Consider the following 17142-nt stretch of genomic DNA (forward strand, 5'->3'; position numbering starts at 1 on the left):
GCCTTCGGGCTTGTCGATCTGGAAACCTTCGAACGAAGCAAGCAGTTCGGCGGTGAGATCGGCGGTCTCGCTGGACAGGTCGGAGGTGTCGATCGGCTCGAGTTCGACGCCGGGAATCGTGGCGTGCTCGTCGTGCGCATCGACCGGCGTGACCGGCTCGATCGACGCGTCGCTGGCGACTTGCTGACGTGCGCGCTCAGCCTGCGCCTCGGCGTCGGCCAACTCGCGTGCGGCGAGCTCGCCGGACAGCATGGCCTCGAGTTCGGCCTCGAAATTCTCGTGCGGGGGCGCCTCGGCCTCGATCGGGGTCGACGCCACCGGAACGTCTTCGACAACCGACGGCTCGACAGCCGGCTCGTCGACAACGAGCGACTGCTCGTCCGACCGGGACGTGTCACGCAGAAGCGCCTCGAGCTCGTCTTCATCGAACGTGATGTCGTCGAGACGCTCGTCGGTCACGACCGGCGTTTCTTCGACCACGTCCAGCGTGTCGAAGGCCTCGATGTCTTCGAAAGCCACCGGATCCTGGAAAGCGATCAAAGCCTCGTCGTGCACCACCGGGGCATCCGCTGCGACTTCGTCTTCCAGCGGCTGCGGGTCCGGCTCGTACAGGATGTGGGCAACCGTGGCTTCGGGCTGTTCGTCGCGCAGCGCGATGATCTGCGCGGCGAGCGCGGAGACGTCCGGGACGCGCGGGTCCGGCGCATCGAACTGCTCCATGACGTGATCGACCAGGTCGGCCGCATCCGTGAGGGCATCGACGCCCTTCGGACGCAGCGGCACGCCGCTGGCACGGACGCGCTTGATCAGGCCTTCGAGCGGCGCGAGCACCTGGATGAGCACCGGGATGTCGACCATGCCGATGGCACCGTGCAGGGTATGCACGGCGCGCAGCAAGCCGTCGTCCACCGGCAACTCGCCGTCGCCAGCAAGCGCGAGGTTGGCGCGGATCACGTGCAGGTACTGGGCCACTTCGGTGCGCAGGATATCCAGCAGTACCGCGTCGACCGGCGGCAGCGGCGGAGCCACGTACGGGGGATCCATCGGTGCCGCTTCGACAGGCTCCGACGGCACATGGCCGTAACTGGCAAACGCAGCCGTCGGCACCGCGGCAATCGTGTCGCGCGGTACGCGACGCTTGACCCGCGTGCGAACCGTGTGGACCGAGCTCTTCGCGACGTCTTCCACGAAGGCGCTGTCGCCCATCGCCAGGCGATCGGCCGTCTCCATGATGGCGGCGATCGGTGCACCCGGTGTGGACTCGCCTTCCAGCGCCGACTTGAGCTGGGGCAGCGCATCCACGGCGTGGCGAATGAGCGCCTGCACGCCGTCGTGCGGGGTGATCGTGTGGTCGAGCACACGGTTGAGCATGTTCTCGACCTTCCAGGCGAACTCGCCCAGCAGGCGCGCGCCGACCAGGCGGCCGGAACCCTTGAGCGTGTGGAACGACCGGCGGATCGGAACGAGCGCCTCGATCCGCTCGGGATCCTTCAGCCACGCGTCCTGCGCAGCGAGCAGGTTGCCGATCTCTTCTTCGGTTTCCTCGAGGAAGATCTCGCGGATTTCGTCGTCGATGCCATCGACCGTGATCTGGAATCCGGCGAACTCGGCATTGCCGGTGCCACCGACTTCCTGCTCGACTTCCTCTTCGATCTCGACCCAGTCTTCCTCGCCCGTCGCGGCGACGGCCACGTCGTGCGTGACCGCTTCGCTGGCGTGTGCCTGGGCATGTTCGATCTCCGCCTCGGTGGGCGGCTCGTCGAGAAGGTCGAAGGTGTCGGCGAAGCTGGACACGGTCTCGCCTGCGTCGACGCTGGTCGACGGCACGGCGATATGTTCGATGGCGGCGGTATCGATCGCTTCGAGGGCAGCATCGCCGAGCGACACCTCGTCTTCCACGACCGGCACCGGCCAGTAACCGAGTTCGGCCAGGCTCTGCTGGGTCACGTCGAGGATGTGCTCGAGGCCACCGCGATGTTCGCGCGCCGCTTCCAGGTAATACTCGAGGGCGGCCAGCGCGTCGGCAAGGCGATCCATCTGCGCGCCGTTGGGCACGCGACGATCACCGAGCAGTTCGCGGTGGATGAACAGGCCAATGCCATCGGCCAGCTCGGCCGGACGCGGCGCGCCTAGCATGTTCATCGCACCGCCGATCTCGCCCATGAGTTCGGGCGTGCCGTCGAGCTGCGCGTGGTCCCATGAGGACTCGACGAAGGCGACGATCGCGTCCTTCACCTTGGAGGTGTTGGCGGTGGCTTCACGCATCAGCGTGGAAAGAATGTGGCGCGCTTCGCTGCGCGGCAGCGGCGACGGGCCCGAATCGGAAACCTGGGGTTCACCCTCGCCTTCCGCGCCCAGTCGCTCGATGTGATCGTCCAGCGAGGCTTCGACGTACAGCAGCGCACCCGCGACGTCGAGCAATGCCTCTTCGTCGGGCGAGCGCTGGCCCGTGGCGATCTCGCCGAGGATCCGGCGCTGTTCGCCGACCACGCGACGCGGCACGCCCAGGGCGAGCATGCCCAACGTGTCGCCGACGCGGTCGAGCACTTCGGCCTGCGGGCCGAGCTGTGCGGGATCGCCATCGGGACGACGCAGGAACAGGTCGAGCGATTCCTTGACCCGCAGCAGGTCTTCCTTGATCGCCACCGACACGGTGTCGAGCAGGGCGCGGTTGTGCCCGGACATGGAGCCACGGGCGTGCTCGAGCTCAGCGGCGCGCGGCAGCAGGCCGTCCAGGCGATAGGTCTGGCGGAGTTCCTCGATACGATCGCTGCCGGTCTTGGCCTGGGCGACGTAGTAAAGGAGCTTGCGGGCGAGATCGTCGGATTCGCCGGTCAGAAGGACTTCTTCACCGCCATCGACCAGTTCGCGGATCGAACGATCCACGCGGCCGATCAGCTGACGGACGTCCTTTTCATGGGCACGCAACACGCCGCGCTCGAGGCCTTCGAGCACGCCGGCGGCGATCCACCACAGGCGGCGGCCAGCGATCGTGTAGCAGCGCGCGGCGATCCCATCGAGCGTGGCGCGCATGCCGAGCAACTGGCGTTCATTGCCCTGCCCGCGGAACCATGCCAGCAACTGCTGCTGGAAACGCACGCGCAGCTCGGCCAGCTCGGCGCGATGCGCCTCGGCCACCGACGGGTCGCTCGCACCGGGCGCGCCGAGCGGCAGCATGGTGTCGAGATTGGGCGTGAACAGCGCGGATTCGTGCAGCGACTGCTCACCGCGGCTCGCGCGCAGATCGTTGAGCAAGGGCAGCAGGACGATCGGTACGTCACGATGACCGCTCTGCAGACGCTCGAGGTAATCGGGCATCTGCATCATGCCGCGCATCAGCGCGGCATAGGCGTCATCACGATGCGCGACGCGATCGTCGATCAGGGCGGCAACCAGCTGCTCCATTTCGCCGACAACCATCGCGGCGCCGTAGAGCTCGACCATACGCAGCGTGCCGTGGACCTGATGCAGGTCCGCAGCGCACGTGTGCATGACATAGGCGTCGCGAGAATCCTCGACGTACGACTCGAGGGCCTGGCGTGCCTTGGACAGGGCGTCGTCGAGCTCCGCCTTGACCCAATGCAGCGTCGTGAAATCGGTATGGTCTTGAAGTCTCACTGCATCAGCCCGGCAGCTTGAAGTTCGCGACGGACAGGCGCAGGTCGTTCGCGAGCTGGGCCAGGTTGCCGATCGATTCCGCCGTCTGGCTCGCGCCCAACGACGTCTGCGACGTGATCTCCTGGATGACGTTCATCGTTGCCGAGGTATCGGTCGCCGCAGCGGACTGCTGGCGTGCCGCGGCCGAGATGTTCTGAATCAGCGCCGACAGATCGTTCGAGACGCGCTCGATGTCGCCCAGTGCGGTACCCGCATCCTCGGCCAGTCGCGCACCGGCGACCACCTCGGCGGTGGTCTGTTCCATCGAACTGACCGCCTCGTTGGTATCGGACTGAATGGTCTGCACCAGCGTTTCGATTCGCTTGGTCGCGCTGGCGGAACGTTCGGCGAGGCGCTGGACTTCGTCCGCGACGACCGCGAAACCGCGGCCTGCTTCACCGGCCGATGCCGCCTGGATGGCTGCGTTCAAAGCGAGGATGTTGGTTTGCTCGGCGATGTCGTTGATCAGTTCCACGATCGAGCCGATTTCCTGCGACGACTCACCCAGTCGCTTGATTCGCTTCGAGGTTTCCTGGATCTGGTCACGGATCGAGTCCATGCCCTGAATCGTCTCGCGCACCACTTCCGCGCCGCGCGAGGCGATCTGCACGGAGCGCTGGGCCACGTCGGCCGATTCCGCGGAATCCTTCGACACGGTATCCATCGAGGTTGCGATCTGGTTAATGGCCGAGGTCGCCGAGGTGATCTGCTGCGCCTGCTGTTCCGCCGCGTCGGCGAGGTGCATGGCGGTCGCCTGCGTTTCCTGTGCCGCCGCCGAGACGCGAACTGCCGTCTCGTTAATCGTGGTCACGAGGTTGCGCATCTCGTCGACCGCGGAGTTCATGGCGTCCGCGATGGCGCCCGTGATGTCCTCGGTGACCGTGGCCTTGATGGTCAGGTCGCCTTCGGCGAGCGTACCCATCTCGTCCAGCAACCGCATAATCGCGGTCTGGTTACGCTGGTTCAGTTCGGACGTGCTTTCGAGGCGCTGGCGCTGGTCGCGCACCAGGGTGACGACGAGCAGCAGGGCGAAGGCCACCGTCGCGAGTGCGCCGACGAGACCCCAGCCGACGTTCGGGAAGAGGCGGAACTTCTTGGCGATCTGGTCCGCGGATTCGTTTGCGCGGAGCAACACGGTCTGCGAGTCGAGCGATGCCTGGTTGCCGGCACGCTTCACGTCCTGCAGGTTGGGCGATGCCGCAACAAGCTGGGCCACCGGGTCGACCAGATCGCCCCACGAGGTCTGCATGCCTTCGAGGATCTTGCGTGCGTTGGTGTCGGTCATCGCGCGGACGCCGCCGTCGGCATTGCCGTCGATCAGGCCCTTGAGCACCGCGCCGTAAAGCTGCGCGTCGCGGGAGAGACCGTCGGCCGCGGACTGCGCGCCGTCACCACCCTGCAGGATTTCCTGCACACGACGGATCATACGGTCAGCCATCAGCATCCAGCGGGCGATGGTGAAGGTCTGCTCCGAAGAGGCGTTCTTCTGCTGGACGATGTTCAGCACTTCGTCGGTGCGCGAGTTCAGCAGGGGCATCTGCTTGGAGAAGAGATCGGCGCGCTCACCGGAACTCAGGACAAGGTCCTTGTTCGAGAGGATCTTGCCGATGTCCGCGTCGAGCTGGTGCCAGGCGTTGGCCAGGGCACTGACCGAGCGACCGGATGGCGTCGTGTCGTTCTCGGCGTACGAGGGCATGCCGGTCTTGTCGTCGCCCTTGACCAGTCGCTGCACCGCCGAGTCGATGGTGTTGCGCGTTGCCGCCAGCTCACGGAAGGAGTCGCGGTTGCCGTCGGACGCCTCGAGTGCGTACTTCGCGGTCTGCTGCGAAAGCACCTGCACCTGGGTCGTCAGCGCGATGGCTTCGCGATCCTCACCGTTCTTGATATTCAGCCACCAGAAGTCGACCGACGCCAAACCGATAGCCAGAAGCAGTGCCACGATAACCATCGTGTAGCCACGTTCCCGGCCTGCGCCCCCTGTTGTCGTACTCATACTCACCTCGACCAAACCTGGCAAAGCTAGTCACCGGCGCCCCGAATGAGGCCGTCGGCATGACGAAGCGGCCGCACTGGCCGCCCCTCCGTTCCCATCGCGAGGACGTTACCGCCCCCGCCGATCCTGGTGCGGGGCGGCCACCCGGCCGTCCCGTCCCCCCTGGAGGCGCTTTACAGCGCCGCCTGCCGGAAATCCGGCGCACGAGCCAGGCGGCTCATGCTGAAAAGCCCGAACGATTGCTCGCCCAGTTGTACGTTTTCCGCGACGAACCGCGCCAGGCGCGGGTCGTGTTCCTCGCTACCGGTACCGCGCTGCGCCTCGTCCATGGTGCGCTGGCCAAATACCTCGTCGACCAGCAGGCCCACCGTACCGCCGTGCTGGCGAACCAGCAGCAGGCGCGTACGCTCGGAAGACGGCGTCCGCTCGTCGAAAAGGAACCGACCCAGGTCGATCGCCGGCACCAGGTTGCCGCGCACGTTGGCGACACCCATCAGCCACGGCTGCGTGCCCGGGACATTGGTGAGCGGCGGCACCGCGAGCAGTTCGTTGATCTCCTCGATACCGCTGACGAAGGCACGACGCCCGATGCGGAAACCGATGCCTCGCCAGAGGCCCAGCGATTCGACCCGTTCGGGCGTGCCCGCCGAGTGCGCCAGACAGGCGCGCTCGTAGTGGGCGAGCAGTTCGAAAGGCGTAAGTGCCGCATTCTCGATCATGGTGCCCTCAGTGCTTGTTCGGCAGCAGGCTGGCGATGGTCGAGAGCAGTTCCTTCTCGTTCACCGGCTTGGTTATGAAGGCCTTCGCACCCTGGCGCAGGCCCCATACGCGGTCCGTCTCCATGGACTTGGTCGTGATCATCACCACCGGCACGTCCGCCGTGGCCGGGTCGCGGCTCAGCGTTCGGGTGGCCTGGAAACCATTCATGCCGGGCATGATGACGTCCATGATGACTAGGTCGGGCTTGCTCGCACGGATGCGATCGATGCCCGACTCGGCATTGTCGACACTGGAAACGGAAAAACCCGCCTTCTCCAGCAGCGTGGTGAACACGCGTACGTCGGTCGGCGAGTCGTCAATGATCAGAATGTTTGCCACACGTCCCCCTGGACGTCGAAAAGCGGATGTTTATCAGCTCGCCGTCGCATAACGATGGATCGCGCCGAGAAGCTCGTCGCGGGTGAAAGGCTTGGTCAGGTATTGCTCCGCGCCCACGATGCGGCCACGCGCCTTATCGAACAGGCCATCCTTGGAGGACAGCATGATCACCGGCGTTCCGCGGAACTGGGCGTTGTTCTTGATCAGCGCGCAGGTCTGGTAGCCATCCAGGCGCGGCATCATGATGTCGACGAAGATGATGTTCGGCTTCTGGTCGGAAATCTTTGCCAGCGCCTCGAACCCATCGACCGCGGTAAGAACGTCGCAGCCTTCCTTCTTCAGCAGGGTTTCGGCCGTGCGTCGGATGGTTTTCGAATCGTCGATGACCATGACCCGCAAGCCGGTCAGATCGGTACCACGTCCGTTTTCGTTCACTGCGCCCCCGTAGCACGCACAAAAAAACCGCAAATCCCACCGCAGGATAGCTGGTTTCATGCCGGCTTATCCGTGCGCTGGGTCGTCGTCCGGAACCTGGGCTCCGGTGGCCCGCTCTTCGGCGTTCCTCCCGTTCGCTGTTTAATGGTTGGCCGGGTCGCCGTCAAGATGAATTGTTCTTAAAGGGGAAATTCCTTGTGAAATTGCGACCCCTCCCCCACTAGACTTGGCACCTTTCCTGCTCTTCCGGGACACGCCCATGTCGCTCTCCGTCGCCGTCCTGATGGACCCGATCCGCGCCATCAAGATCGCCAAGGACTCCACCTTCGCCATGTTGCTGGAGGCCTCCCGCCGTGGCCACGCCTTGCTCTACATGGAGCAGGGCGACCTGGCGCTGCGCAACGGCGAGGCCTGGGCCCGCCTGCGCCCGCTCACCGTAAAGGAAGACCCAACCGGCTGGTTCACCCTGGGCGAGGCCACCTGGCGCCCTCTCGCCGAGGTCGACATCGTCCTGGCGCGCAAGGATCCGCCGGTGGATGCCCAGTTCATCTACGACACCATGGTCCTGGAGCGCGCCCAGCGCGCCGGCTGCAAGGTCGTCAACGACCCGCGCAGCCTCCGCGACTGCAACGAGAAGCTCTTCGCCCTGGATTTCCCCCAGTGCATCGCGCCGACCCTGGTCTCCCGGGACGCCGGCGAGCTGCGCCGGTTCGTCGCCGAACACGGTGAAGCCGTGCTCAAGCCGCTGGACGGCATGGGCGGACGCGGCATCTTCCGGGTCAGGCACGGCGACTCCAACCTCAACTCCATGCTGGAAACCCTGCTCGACGGTGCCCGCCACTTCGCGATCGCGCAAAAGTACATCCCGGAAATCACCGCGGGCGACAAGCGCATCCTGCTGATCGACGGCGAGCCGGTGCCCTACGCGCTGGCCCGCATCCCGCAGGGCGACGAATTTCGCGGCAACCTCGCTGCTGGCGGCCGCGGCGAAGGTATCCCGCTGTCCGACCGCGACCGGTGGATCGCCGCCCAGGTCGCTCCGGAACTGGTCCGTCGCGGCCTGCGCTTCGTCGGCCTGGACGTCATCGGCGACTACCTGACCGAGATCAACGTCACATCTCCGACATGCATCCGCGAACTGGATGCCCAGTTCGGCATTAACATCGCAGGGCTGATGTTCGACGCAATCGAGGCCCGATGACGACCCGCACCACCGGCGCCGATCTGTTCGGCGCGACCCTGCTGTTTTCGCTGCTGCTGCACGGTGTCGTCATCCTTGGCATCACCTTCGATGCAGAAAAGCCCAAACCGAGCGTGCCCACGCTCGACGTCACGCTCGTGGACGTTGCCAACCAGGAGCAGCCGGACAAGGCCGACTTCCTGGCCCAGGCGAGCAATGCAGGGGGCGGGGATCAGGACAAGGCGGCGCGACCGTCGGAACCGGTGTCCGGCCCCCTGCCCACGCCCAACCAGGGCCTGACGGCGCAGCCCAAGGAAGCACAGGCACCGGCGCCGACCGAGCGCACCCCTGCCCAGTTACTGACCACCTCCGGGGAGACCGGCTTTGCCGTCGACACGACCAAGGAGCAGGACGAGCAGAAGGAGCGCCCCGTGCCCGTGTCCGACGAGGATGTGCAGCGCAAGCTGGAGATGGCGAAGCTGTCGGCCGAGGTACGCGAGCAGTCCCAGGCCTATGCCAAGCGCCCGAAGAAGAAATTCATCTCGTCCAACACGCGCGAATACGTCTACGCCGCCTACATGAAGGGCTGGGTAGGACGCGTCGAGCGAGTGGGTAACCTCAATTACCCGGACGAAGCACGACGCCAGGGCGTCTACGGCGAGTTGGTGCTTACGGTAGGCCTCAACCGAGACGGCACGATCAAGAGCATGGACGTGATCAAGAGTTCGGGGCACAAGCTTCTCGACGAAGCCGCCCAGCGCATCGTGCGTCTGGCCGCCCCCTTCCCCGCCCTGCCCACGGACAAGACCCGCGTCGACGAGCTGTACATCACGCGCACCTGGCAATTCCTGCCCGGCAATGTCCTAAGAAATTACTGAGTCCCGCTCGGTAGGAGCCGATTCATCGGCGATCCCGCGGCAGCGGGCCAGGTGGGCTCGAGACAATCGATGCTCCCGCATCTTCGCTCCGTTGGCTTTTCGCCGATGAATCGGCTCCCACATGTCCTGATCGCCGATGAATCGGCTCCTACATGTCCCTATTTCAGTAGCTGGTCGGCTTCGCTCACGTAAGCTTTCTCCGCTTTGCGATCCCATACGCACAGCTCGCGCCCGGGCCGGTTGTTCATGTGCTTCTGGGGATAGCGTCCTGCCAGAACCAGCGCCGTGACCGGCACCCGATCGTCGTACTGGATCGGTCCACCCACCGGTTTCACATCCTTCAAGCCGCTGGCGGCGATGCAGGCCTTCATCAGCCGCTGGTCATAGTCCTTCCAGGCAGCCGGTGAGGAAGCCAGCGCGGCAGACGCGACGAAGCCTCCGGCAAGCGTGACAAAAGCCTTTGCAAACATGATCTTCCTCATGAACCTGTCTCCTTATGCATGGACCGATACGGTACCCTGAAAGCGCTGAACATTCGCGCACGAGTCATGGTCGTAGCGGCTACAATGAGGCCATGACGATCGCCAATACATTCGCGGGGCAATTCCTCATCGCCATGCCCTCCCTCGCCGAACCTCCGTTCGCGCGTGGTGTGGCGTTCCTTTGCCAGCACGGCGAAGACGGAGCGGTCGGCCTGCTGATCAACCAGATCTCCGAATACCGTCTTGGCGACGTGCTCGCGCAGATGAAACTCGATTGCGACGATCCGGAAATCGCGGACTATCCCGTCCTCATCGGTGGCCCCGTGCAACAGGAGCGCGGCTTCGTGCTTCATCGCGAGCCGGGCCACTGGGACTCCAGCTACCGCGTCAACGAAGACTGGTCGGTCACGACGTCGCGCGACATCCTCGTCGCCATGGCCAAGGGCGAAGGTCCGCGTCGCGCCGTCGTCACCCTCGGCTACGCGGGCTGGGAAGCCGGCCAGCTCGAGCAGGAAGTCATGGACAACGCCTGGCTGACGACTCGCGCCGACGAACGCATCATCTTCGACACCCCCCTCGACGAACGCTGGACCGCCGCCGCGCGCAAGCTGGGCGTGACCGACCCTTCGCAGATCGCCGGCTATGCCGGCCACGCCTGAGCACGGGGCGCGATGAGCTGTCTGTTCGGATTCGATGTCGGGACGAAGGTCGTCGGCGTCGCCGTCGGTAATCGCCTGACCGGCACGGCGCGCGCCCTGGCCGCCATTCCCGTCCGCAACGGCGAGCCGGACTGGCAAGCCCTCGACCTACTGCGTCGCGAATGGCTGCCCGCCGAACTCGTGGTCGGCCTGCCGCTCGATAACGACGGCAAGGAACAACCCATGACGCGCACGGCACGCCGCTTCGCCGAGCGTCTCGCCGAGCGCTACGGCTTGCCGATCGCCTTCGCCGACGAACGCATGAGCTCGCAAGAAGCGGCACGCCGGTTCGCCGCGGCGCGCGCGGCCGGTACGCGCAAACGATCGGACGTGAAATCCATCGATGCCGAAGCCGCGGCCGTCATTCTCGAATCGCACCTCGCACAATCCTGAAACCGATGCATTCCACCTTGAGGACGTCGACGTCATGTCACAACGCCTGCGCCACCTGACCACCCTCGAGAACCTGCCGCGCGAAACCATCGAGCGCCTGCTCGATCGCGCCAACAGCATGCGCGAAGCGACCGCGCACGGCACACGCAAGCTCGACCTGCTCGGCGGGCGTACAGTGCTCAACCTGTTCTTCGAACCCTCCACGCGCACGCGCACTTCGTTCGAGCTGGCCGCGCGCCGGCTCGGCGCCGACGTGATCAACTTCGACATCGGCTTCTCGTCGACGGCGAAGGGCGAGGAGTTGTTCGACACCCTGCATACGCTCGAAGCGATGCACCTGGACACGATCATCGTGCGGCACAAGGAATCGGGCACGCCCGATTCCCTGGTCAAGCACGCGATGAGCGGTGTGGCCGTGGTCAACGCCGGCGACGGCAACCGCGCCCATCCGACCCAGGGCCTGCTCGACGCGCTGACCATCCGCAACCATCACCCGGATTTTCGCAAGCTGCGCATCGTGATCTGCGGCGACGTGCGTCACTCACGCGTCGCCCGTTCCGATGTGCACGCGTTCACCGCACTGGGCGCAAAGGATGTCCGACTCGTCGGTCCGGCGTCGCTGCTGCCGTCGGAAGGTGAACTGGAAGGCGTGAGCCTCTATGAGGACTTCGACCAGGCGATCGAAGGGGCCCACGCCGTCATCATGCTGCGCCTTCAGAAAGAACGCATGGCCACCACCGACCTGCCCGACGAGGCGGCCTATTTCGACCGGTTCGGCCTCGACACGCAACGCCTCTCACGCGCGGCCAAGGGCTGCCTGGTCATGCATCCCGGCCCGATCAACCGCGGCATCGAGATCGCCACCGACGTCGCCGATGGCGCCCAGTCGCGCATCCTCGAACAGGTGGGCAACGGCGTGTTCGTGCGGATGGCGGTCCTGGCCGAGGTCATGGGACGCTGATCCCGCGCCCGGCCCGGCTTCCGGCATAATGGCCGGACCAAGGGACAACTCAAACAATGGGATACGAAATGCGACCGACGAAGCGACTCATCGCGCTCGGCGTCGCCAGCGTGCTGCTGGCGGCCTGCGGCCACAAGGACAAGGACGCCCCGCTGGCCTTCGTGCCGGCCGACACACCGTACGTTGCGGCCAGCCTCGACAAGCTGGACGACGATGCCTATGAAGCCATGCTCAACCAGGTCAACACCGAGTTGCCCGGCCAGGTCGCCCAGATGAAGGCGGTGGCCCAGGACATGGAAGCCAAGGGAAATGTGGATGGCTCCCACCTGATGAAGGCCGTGGCTGCCGAGTTCGATGGCAAGACCGCCGAAGCGGCGCTGAAGAACCTCGGCCTCGACGTCAAGACCGGCTCGGCCATCTACGGCCTGGGCCTCAGCCCGGTGGCCCGTGTTTCGCTCGCCGATCCGGCGGCCTGGGAAGCCTTCGTCGGCCGCCTCGAAACGGCTTATGGCAAGAAGCTGGAAACCGCCGACGCGGGTGGCCAGGCGTACCGCCATGTCGCCATCTCCGACACCGGCATCCAGCTGGTCATCGCGACCGTGGGCAAGCAGGCCGTGGTCTCGCTGCTGCCGTCCGATGCCGCGCAGCCGCTGATTCGCCAGGCCCTGGGCGCCGACCGTCCGGAGAAGAGCCTGCAGGAAGACGGTCGCCTCGCTGATCTCGCCAAGGACAAGGGCTACAAGGATTACGCCGTTGGCCTGCTGGATCTCACGCGCCTGCTGCCGCTGATCGCGACGGGCAAGGATCCGCTCTTCGCCGCCTTCATCAAGCAGCAGTCGGCCAAGACGGGCGAGCCCGCACCGGCGCTTCCGCCGAGCTGCCAGACCGAAGCCTCGCGCATTGCCGCACGCGTACCGACGATCAGCTTCGGGTACACCAAGCTCGACCTTCACCACCAGAACCAGCGTGTCGACATCGCCCTCGCCGACGACGTCACCAAGGCGTTCTCTGGCCTGAAGGTGGAATTGCCGGGCCTGGGCCAGGATGCCAGCGCTCCGTTCGACGTCAGCCTCGCGCTGCCCGTCGAGCAGATCCGCACGTTCATGACGACTCAGTCCGAAGCCGTCGCCGCCAAGCCGTTCGAATGCCCCGCGTTCGCCAGCATGAACGACAGCTTCACCAAGCTCGGCTCGACGATGCAGCAGGCAGCGATTCCGCCGTTCGGCGATATCCGCGGCGTGCGCATCATCATCGACTCGTTCAAACCGGCTGCCTCCGCGACGCAGATGCCGCAGGTCACCGGTCGCGTCGTGCTCGCCACGCGCAATGCCCCGGGTCTGCTCGCGATGGGCCAGGCCGTGCTCGGCGGCGACTTCAAGCTGGCCGGCGACGGCAAGCCGGCTGCCCTGCCGGCGAACATCGTCGGCATGCTCGGCATGCCGGGCTGGGCGGCGATGAATGGCCAGGCCATCGCGATCGGCGTGGGCCTGGGCGAAGACGCCAAGCTCGACGAAGTGCTGATGGCCAGCACGGGCGATGCCGGTCGACTCAGCCGCATGCATCTCAATGGCGACATGTACCGCGCCTGGGTCGACGTGATGGCGGACAAGGCCAAGGCCTACGCCAACGCGATGAGTACGGCAGCGGGCGCTGACGGCGCTCCGGATAGCCAGGCTGAAGACACGGCGGCGGCAGAGCGCTCCAAGGCTCAGTTCGATTCCATGAAGGCGCAGGCCACCCGCGTCGTGCAGGTATCCGGCGAAGCTCACATGGAAGAGAAGGGCCTGGTGATTTCGGGCGCCGTTGAATACAAATAAGTAAGCGTTCGTTACATGCGTCGACGAAAGCGCCCTTCGGGGCGCTTTTTTTGTTGCCATTCGGCAAACCTGAACAAAGTAGTTTTGTGGGCACGAATCGTTCACGGATGCGCTGTTTTCATTGGTCCCGGACAGGCAGCCACCCCGTGGCGCCGTTCCCCAGCCCCATAACCAGATTTGTAGAAAGGAGTTCACCATGAACCATGCCAACCTCCGCAAGGCCCTGTTTGCTGCCGCCCTCGTCGCCGGTCTCGGTACGGTCCCGTTCGCCCAGGTGAATGCCCAGGACGCTACGCCGGCAGCCGCCAAGGCTGACAACCAGACGGTCGCCGGCAAGACCGACGATGCCTGGATCACGACGAAGGTGAAGTCGGAATTCGCGACCAAGAAGGCCGTGAAGGGTACTGACATCTCGGTCACCACCACCGAGGGCGTTGTCGCCCTGACCGGCACGGTCTCGACGGCGAAGGAAAAGAGCAACGCCGAGAAGATCGCGAAGGCCGTCAAGGGCGTGAAGAGCGTCGACGCCAGCGGCCTGACGGTTTCCGCCGCCGCCAAGTAACACAGCGCCACCTACGGCGTGATCGGAGGGGCCCCCATGGGGCCCCTTTTTATTGATCAGCTCGCGCTTACGCCGCTGTCGCGAACACACCTACGCTACATCCGCCATTGTGGCGACATCCGCTGCGTGCAAAGGAACGTCTAATACGCGAGCGCGGCTCTCGCGCATCCGTACTCAAGGAAGACACCATGCAGAAACGCGTCATCGCTACCGCCATCGCCATGCTGGCGAGCCAGGCCACCATGGCTACCTCACCCGTCTCGAAGCACTTACCGCGAAGCTACGGCAGCGGCGTGTCCACGTCCGCTCAGGGCGCGCGGGTAAGACCAGGTTTCGAGCACATCGCCGACGCCGAAATGGTCGTCAAGGCGGGCCCGGCCGCATCCACCGTGTGTGCCGACGTTGCCGGCTATGCCAAGGTCGGCTGGACCTTCTTCGATCGCTGGGGATCCTTCCCCATTCGTCGGCCCGCTGGCGTCGAAGGCTCGGTGCGCTACTGCGTCGGCCAGCGACACATGACGGGGCACCTCGTCCAGATGGCCTACGACGTCATCGGCGAATAAGCGGCCTCAGCGCGAGAGCATCCCGCCGAAGGTCTGCTTGTCGTCGGCCTTATCGATTTCGACACCTTCGAGACCCTGTGAGAGGGTGTGCGCATCGCCACCCTGGGCCAGCTTGATGCGCAGGCGCACTTCATTCGAGCTATCGGCGTGACGCAGGGCGTCCTCGTAGGAAATCTCGCCAGCGTGGAACAGCTCCACCAGGCTCTGGTCGAAGGTGCGCATGCCGAGCTGGTTGGAGTCGCGCATCAGCTCCTTGAGCTTGTGGACTTCGCCCTGGCGGATGTAGTCCTGCGCGAGCGGCGTACCGAGCAGTACCTCGACCGCGACACGACGGGCCTTACCGTCCGGCGTCGGGATGAGCTGCTGGGCGACGATGCCCTTGAGGTTGAGCGAGAGGTCCATGAACAGCGCGCTGCGACGATCCTCAGGGAAAAAGTGCAGGATGCGGTCCAGCGCCTGGTTGGCGTTGTTCGCATGGAGCGTGCACAGGCACAGGTGGCCGGTTTCGGAGAAGTTGATCGCGTGTTCCATCGTTTCTCGTGTACGCACTTCGCCGATCATGATCACGTCGGGCGCCTGGCGCAGCGTGTTCTTCAGTGCGTTCTCCCAGCTGTCGGTATCGATGCCGAGCTCGCGCTGGGTGACGATGCAGCCTTCGTGCTTGTGCACGTATTCGATCGGGTCCTCGATCGTGATGATGTGACCGGTGGAATTCTGGTTGCGGTAGCCGATCATCGAGGCCAGCGACGTGGACTTACCCGTACCGGTACCGCCGACGAAGATGATGATGCCGCGCTTGGTCATCGCCAGCTGCTTGATCACCGGCGGCAGGTTGAGTTCTTCCGGGGTAGGGATCTTCGATTCGATCCGGCGCAGCACCATGCCGACGCAGTTGCGCTGGTAGAAACACGACACACGGAAACGGCCCACGCCGGACGCACTGATGGCGAACTGGCACTCGTGGGTCTTTTCGAACTCCTCGCGCTGCGCGGGAGTCATCACGTTCAGGACCATATCGCGCGACTGCTGCGCGGACAGCGGACTCTGGGTGATCGGGACGATGCGCCCCTGGACCTTCATGGACGGCGCGACGCCGGCGGTGATGAACAGGTCGGACGCCTGCTTATGCACCATCAGTTTCAGGAAAGAGGTGAAATCGAAGTCGCTCATCGCATGTATCCCCATGGCCGGACCGGGCCGGCGCCCCTGGGGCGATCATATACCGCCGGGATGGGCCCTGCAGCGACGGCTTTCACGGTCTGCGACCGCCCTGCCCGAAGGCAGGGGCGGCCGGCGAAAGCGCTTAACGGAAGCTTTCCTTGTTCTTGGCGTACATCAATCCTTCCTGGCGGGTGATCAGGCCGCGCTTGACGAGATCGAGGAGGTTCTGGTCCAGGGTCTGCATGCCGTACTGCTGACCCGTCTGGATCGCCGAGTACATCTGGGCGACCTTGTCCTCGCGGATCAGGTTACGGATCGCAGGGATGCCGGTCATGATCTCGTGGGCGGCGATGCGGCCACCGCCGACCTTCTTCAGCAAGGACTGGGAGATGACCGCGCGCAGCGATTCGGACAGCATCGAGCGAACCATCGGCTTTTCGCCAGCGGGAAACACGTCGATGATGCGGTCGATGGTCTTGGCGGCCGACGAGGTATGCAGGGTGCCGAACACCAGATGGCCGGTTTCCGCCGCGGTCAGGGCCAGGCGGATGGTTTCCAGGTCGCGAAGCTCGCCGACCAGGATGTAGTCCGGATCTTCACGGAGCGCGGAGCGCAGGGCTTCGTTGAAGCCATGGGTATCGCGATGGACTTCGCGCTGGTTGACCAGGCACTTCTGCGACGTGTGGACGAATTCGATCGGGTCCTCGACGGTGAGGAGATGGCCGTATTCGTTCTTGTTGATGTGGTCGACCATGGCCGCGAGCGTGGTCGACTTGCCCGAGCCGGTCGGGCCGGTGACCAGGATCAGGCCCTGGGGCTGCTCGATCAGCTCACGGAAGATCTTCGGCGCACCGAGGTCTTCCAGGGTGAGCACTTCGGACGGAATGGTACGGAACACGCCGCCGGCGCCACGATTGTGGTTGAAGGCGTTGACTCGAAAGCGCGCCAGGCCCGGAATCTCAAAGGAGAAGTCGGTCTCCAGGAACTCTTCGAAGTCGCGCCGCTGCTTGTCCGACATGATGTCGTAGATCAGCGAATGGACCTGTTTGTGCTCCAGGGCCGGGATATTGATCCGGCGCACGTCGCCGTCGACGCGGATCATCGGCGGGAGTCCCGCGGAGAGGTGCAGGTCGGAGGCCTTGTTCTTCACGGAGAAGGCAAGGAGTTCGGCGATATCCATTAGGGTCCCCTATCTTTGTGGGCATAGGTAAACACGCCCGGGAGTCGGCGGCAAGGCGCGGCACCATATATGCTTCGATGACTG

Annotated in this window: 15 protein-coding genes and 1 pseudogene; 8 read left to right on the forward strand and 8 right to left on the reverse strand. The window is 65.0% G+C overall.

The genetic code is table 11. The features are described from left to right. Positions 1-741: 741 nt before the first annotated feature. The 5 genes and pseudogenes from AC1DYM_RS01045 to pilG all read right to left on the reverse strand — a co-directional run. Positions 742-3618, reverse strand: a pseudogene (locus tag AC1DYM_RS01045) (FimL-related protein); the annotation flags it as partial. Between the two features lie 4 nt (positions 3619-3622). Further along, positions 3623-5605 carry a methyl-accepting chemotaxis protein gene (locus tag AC1DYM_RS01050; RefSeq protein WP_477335468.1) on the reverse strand — a complete coding sequence of 661 codons (1983 nt, stop codon included), beginning with the start codon at positions 5603-5605 and terminating at the stop codon, positions 3623-3625. 218 nt (positions 5606-5823) lie between these two features. Then, positions 5824-6369 carry a chemotaxis protein CheW gene (locus AC1DYM_RS01055; RefSeq protein ID WP_477335106.1) on the reverse strand — a complete coding sequence of 182 codons (546 nt, stop codon included), beginning with the start codon at positions 6367-6369 and terminating at the stop codon, positions 5824-5826. Between the two features lie 7 nt (positions 6370-6376). Beyond that, a complete protein-coding gene (locus AC1DYM_RS01060) occupies positions 6377-6748 on the reverse strand; it encodes a response regulator (protein ID WP_046968466.1) in 372 nt (123 codons plus the stop codon). A gap of 33 nt (positions 6749-6781) precedes the next feature. After that, complete coding sequence (gene pilG / locus AC1DYM_RS01065) at positions 6782-7138, reverse strand: twitching motility response regulator PilG (RefSeq protein ID WP_051944199.1); 357 nt, start codon at positions 7136-7138, stop codon at positions 6782-6784. A 304-nt stretch (positions 7139-7442) separates the two neighbouring features. Between pilG and gshB the strand changes: the two genes are divergently transcribed. Next, on the forward strand, positions 7443-8384 hold the full coding sequence (gshB, locus tag AC1DYM_RS01070) for a glutathione synthase (RefSeq protein ID WP_477335108.1): 942 nt from the start codon (positions 7443-7445) through the stop codon (positions 8382-8384). After that, the gene (locus AC1DYM_RS01075) at positions 8381-9241 is read left to right on the forward strand and encodes an energy transducer TonB (RefSeq protein WP_477335110.1); all 861 of its coding nucleotides are present in this window, start codon (positions 8381-8383) and stop codon (positions 9239-9241) included. Before gshB ends, AC1DYM_RS01075 begins: the two co-directional genes overlap by 4 nt. Before the next feature lie 158 nt (positions 9242-9399). On the opposite strand, the gene AC1DYM_RS01080 is transcribed toward AC1DYM_RS01075, so the two are convergent. Further along, the gene (locus AC1DYM_RS01080; RefSeq protein ID WP_477335112.1) at positions 9400-9723 is read right to left on the reverse strand and encodes a hypothetical protein; all 324 of its coding nucleotides are present in this window, start codon (positions 9721-9723) and stop codon (positions 9400-9402) included. Between the two features lie 92 nt (positions 9724-9815). Here AC1DYM_RS01080 and AC1DYM_RS01085 point away from each other — a divergent pair, with 92 nt between their 5' ends. From AC1DYM_RS01085 to AC1DYM_RS01110, 6 genes are all read left to right on the forward strand, one after another. Continuing rightward, positions 9816-10382 (forward strand): YqgE/AlgH family protein, encoded by a 567-nt coding sequence (locus tag AC1DYM_RS01085; protein WP_477335114.1) that lies wholly within the window; start codon positions 9816-9818, stop codon positions 10380-10382. 12 nt (positions 10383-10394) lie between these two features. Then, positions 10395-10814, forward strand: coding sequence for a Holliday junction resolvase RuvX (ruvX, locus tag AC1DYM_RS01090; protein ID WP_477335116.1), 420 nt, complete (start codon positions 10395-10397; stop codon positions 10812-10814). Positions 10815-10848: 34 nt separating this feature from the next. Then, positions 10849-11775 carry an aspartate carbamoyltransferase catalytic subunit gene (locus tag AC1DYM_RS01095; protein WP_477335118.1) on the forward strand — a complete coding sequence of 309 codons (927 nt, stop codon included), beginning with the start codon at positions 10849-10851 and terminating at the stop codon, positions 11773-11775. A gap of 68 nt (positions 11776-11843) precedes the next feature. Continuing rightward, positions 11844-13592, forward strand: coding sequence for a hypothetical protein (locus AC1DYM_RS01100; protein WP_477335120.1), 1749 nt, complete (start codon positions 11844-11846; stop codon positions 13590-13592). Positions 13593-13788: 196 nt separating this feature from the next. Then, positions 13789-14154, forward strand: a complete 366-nt coding sequence (locus AC1DYM_RS01105; protein ID WP_477335122.1) for a BON domain-containing protein — start codon at positions 13789-13791, stop codon at positions 14152-14154. A 188-nt stretch (positions 14155-14342) separates the two neighbouring features. Next, positions 14343-14717: a hypothetical protein gene (locus AC1DYM_RS01110; RefSeq protein ID WP_477335124.1), complete on the forward strand. Its 375-nt coding sequence runs from the start codon at positions 14343-14345 to the stop codon at positions 14715-14717. A gap of 6 nt (positions 14718-14723) precedes the next feature. Here AC1DYM_RS01110 and AC1DYM_RS01115 read toward each other — a convergent pair whose 3' ends face one another. Next, positions 14724-15887: a PilT/PilU family type 4a pilus ATPase gene (locus tag AC1DYM_RS01115; protein ID WP_477335126.1), complete on the reverse strand. Its 1164-nt coding sequence runs from the start codon at positions 15885-15887 to the stop codon at positions 14724-14726. A gap of 133 nt (positions 15888-16020) precedes the next feature. Continuing rightward, positions 16021-17058 carry a type IV pilus twitching motility protein PilT gene (locus tag AC1DYM_RS01120; RefSeq protein ID WP_325467664.1) on the reverse strand — a complete coding sequence of 346 codons (1038 nt, stop codon included), beginning with the start codon at positions 17056-17058 and terminating at the stop codon, positions 16021-16023. Positions 17059-17142 lie beyond the last annotated feature (84 nt).

The organism is Luteibacter sp. P1_D3, assembly GCF_056406135.1.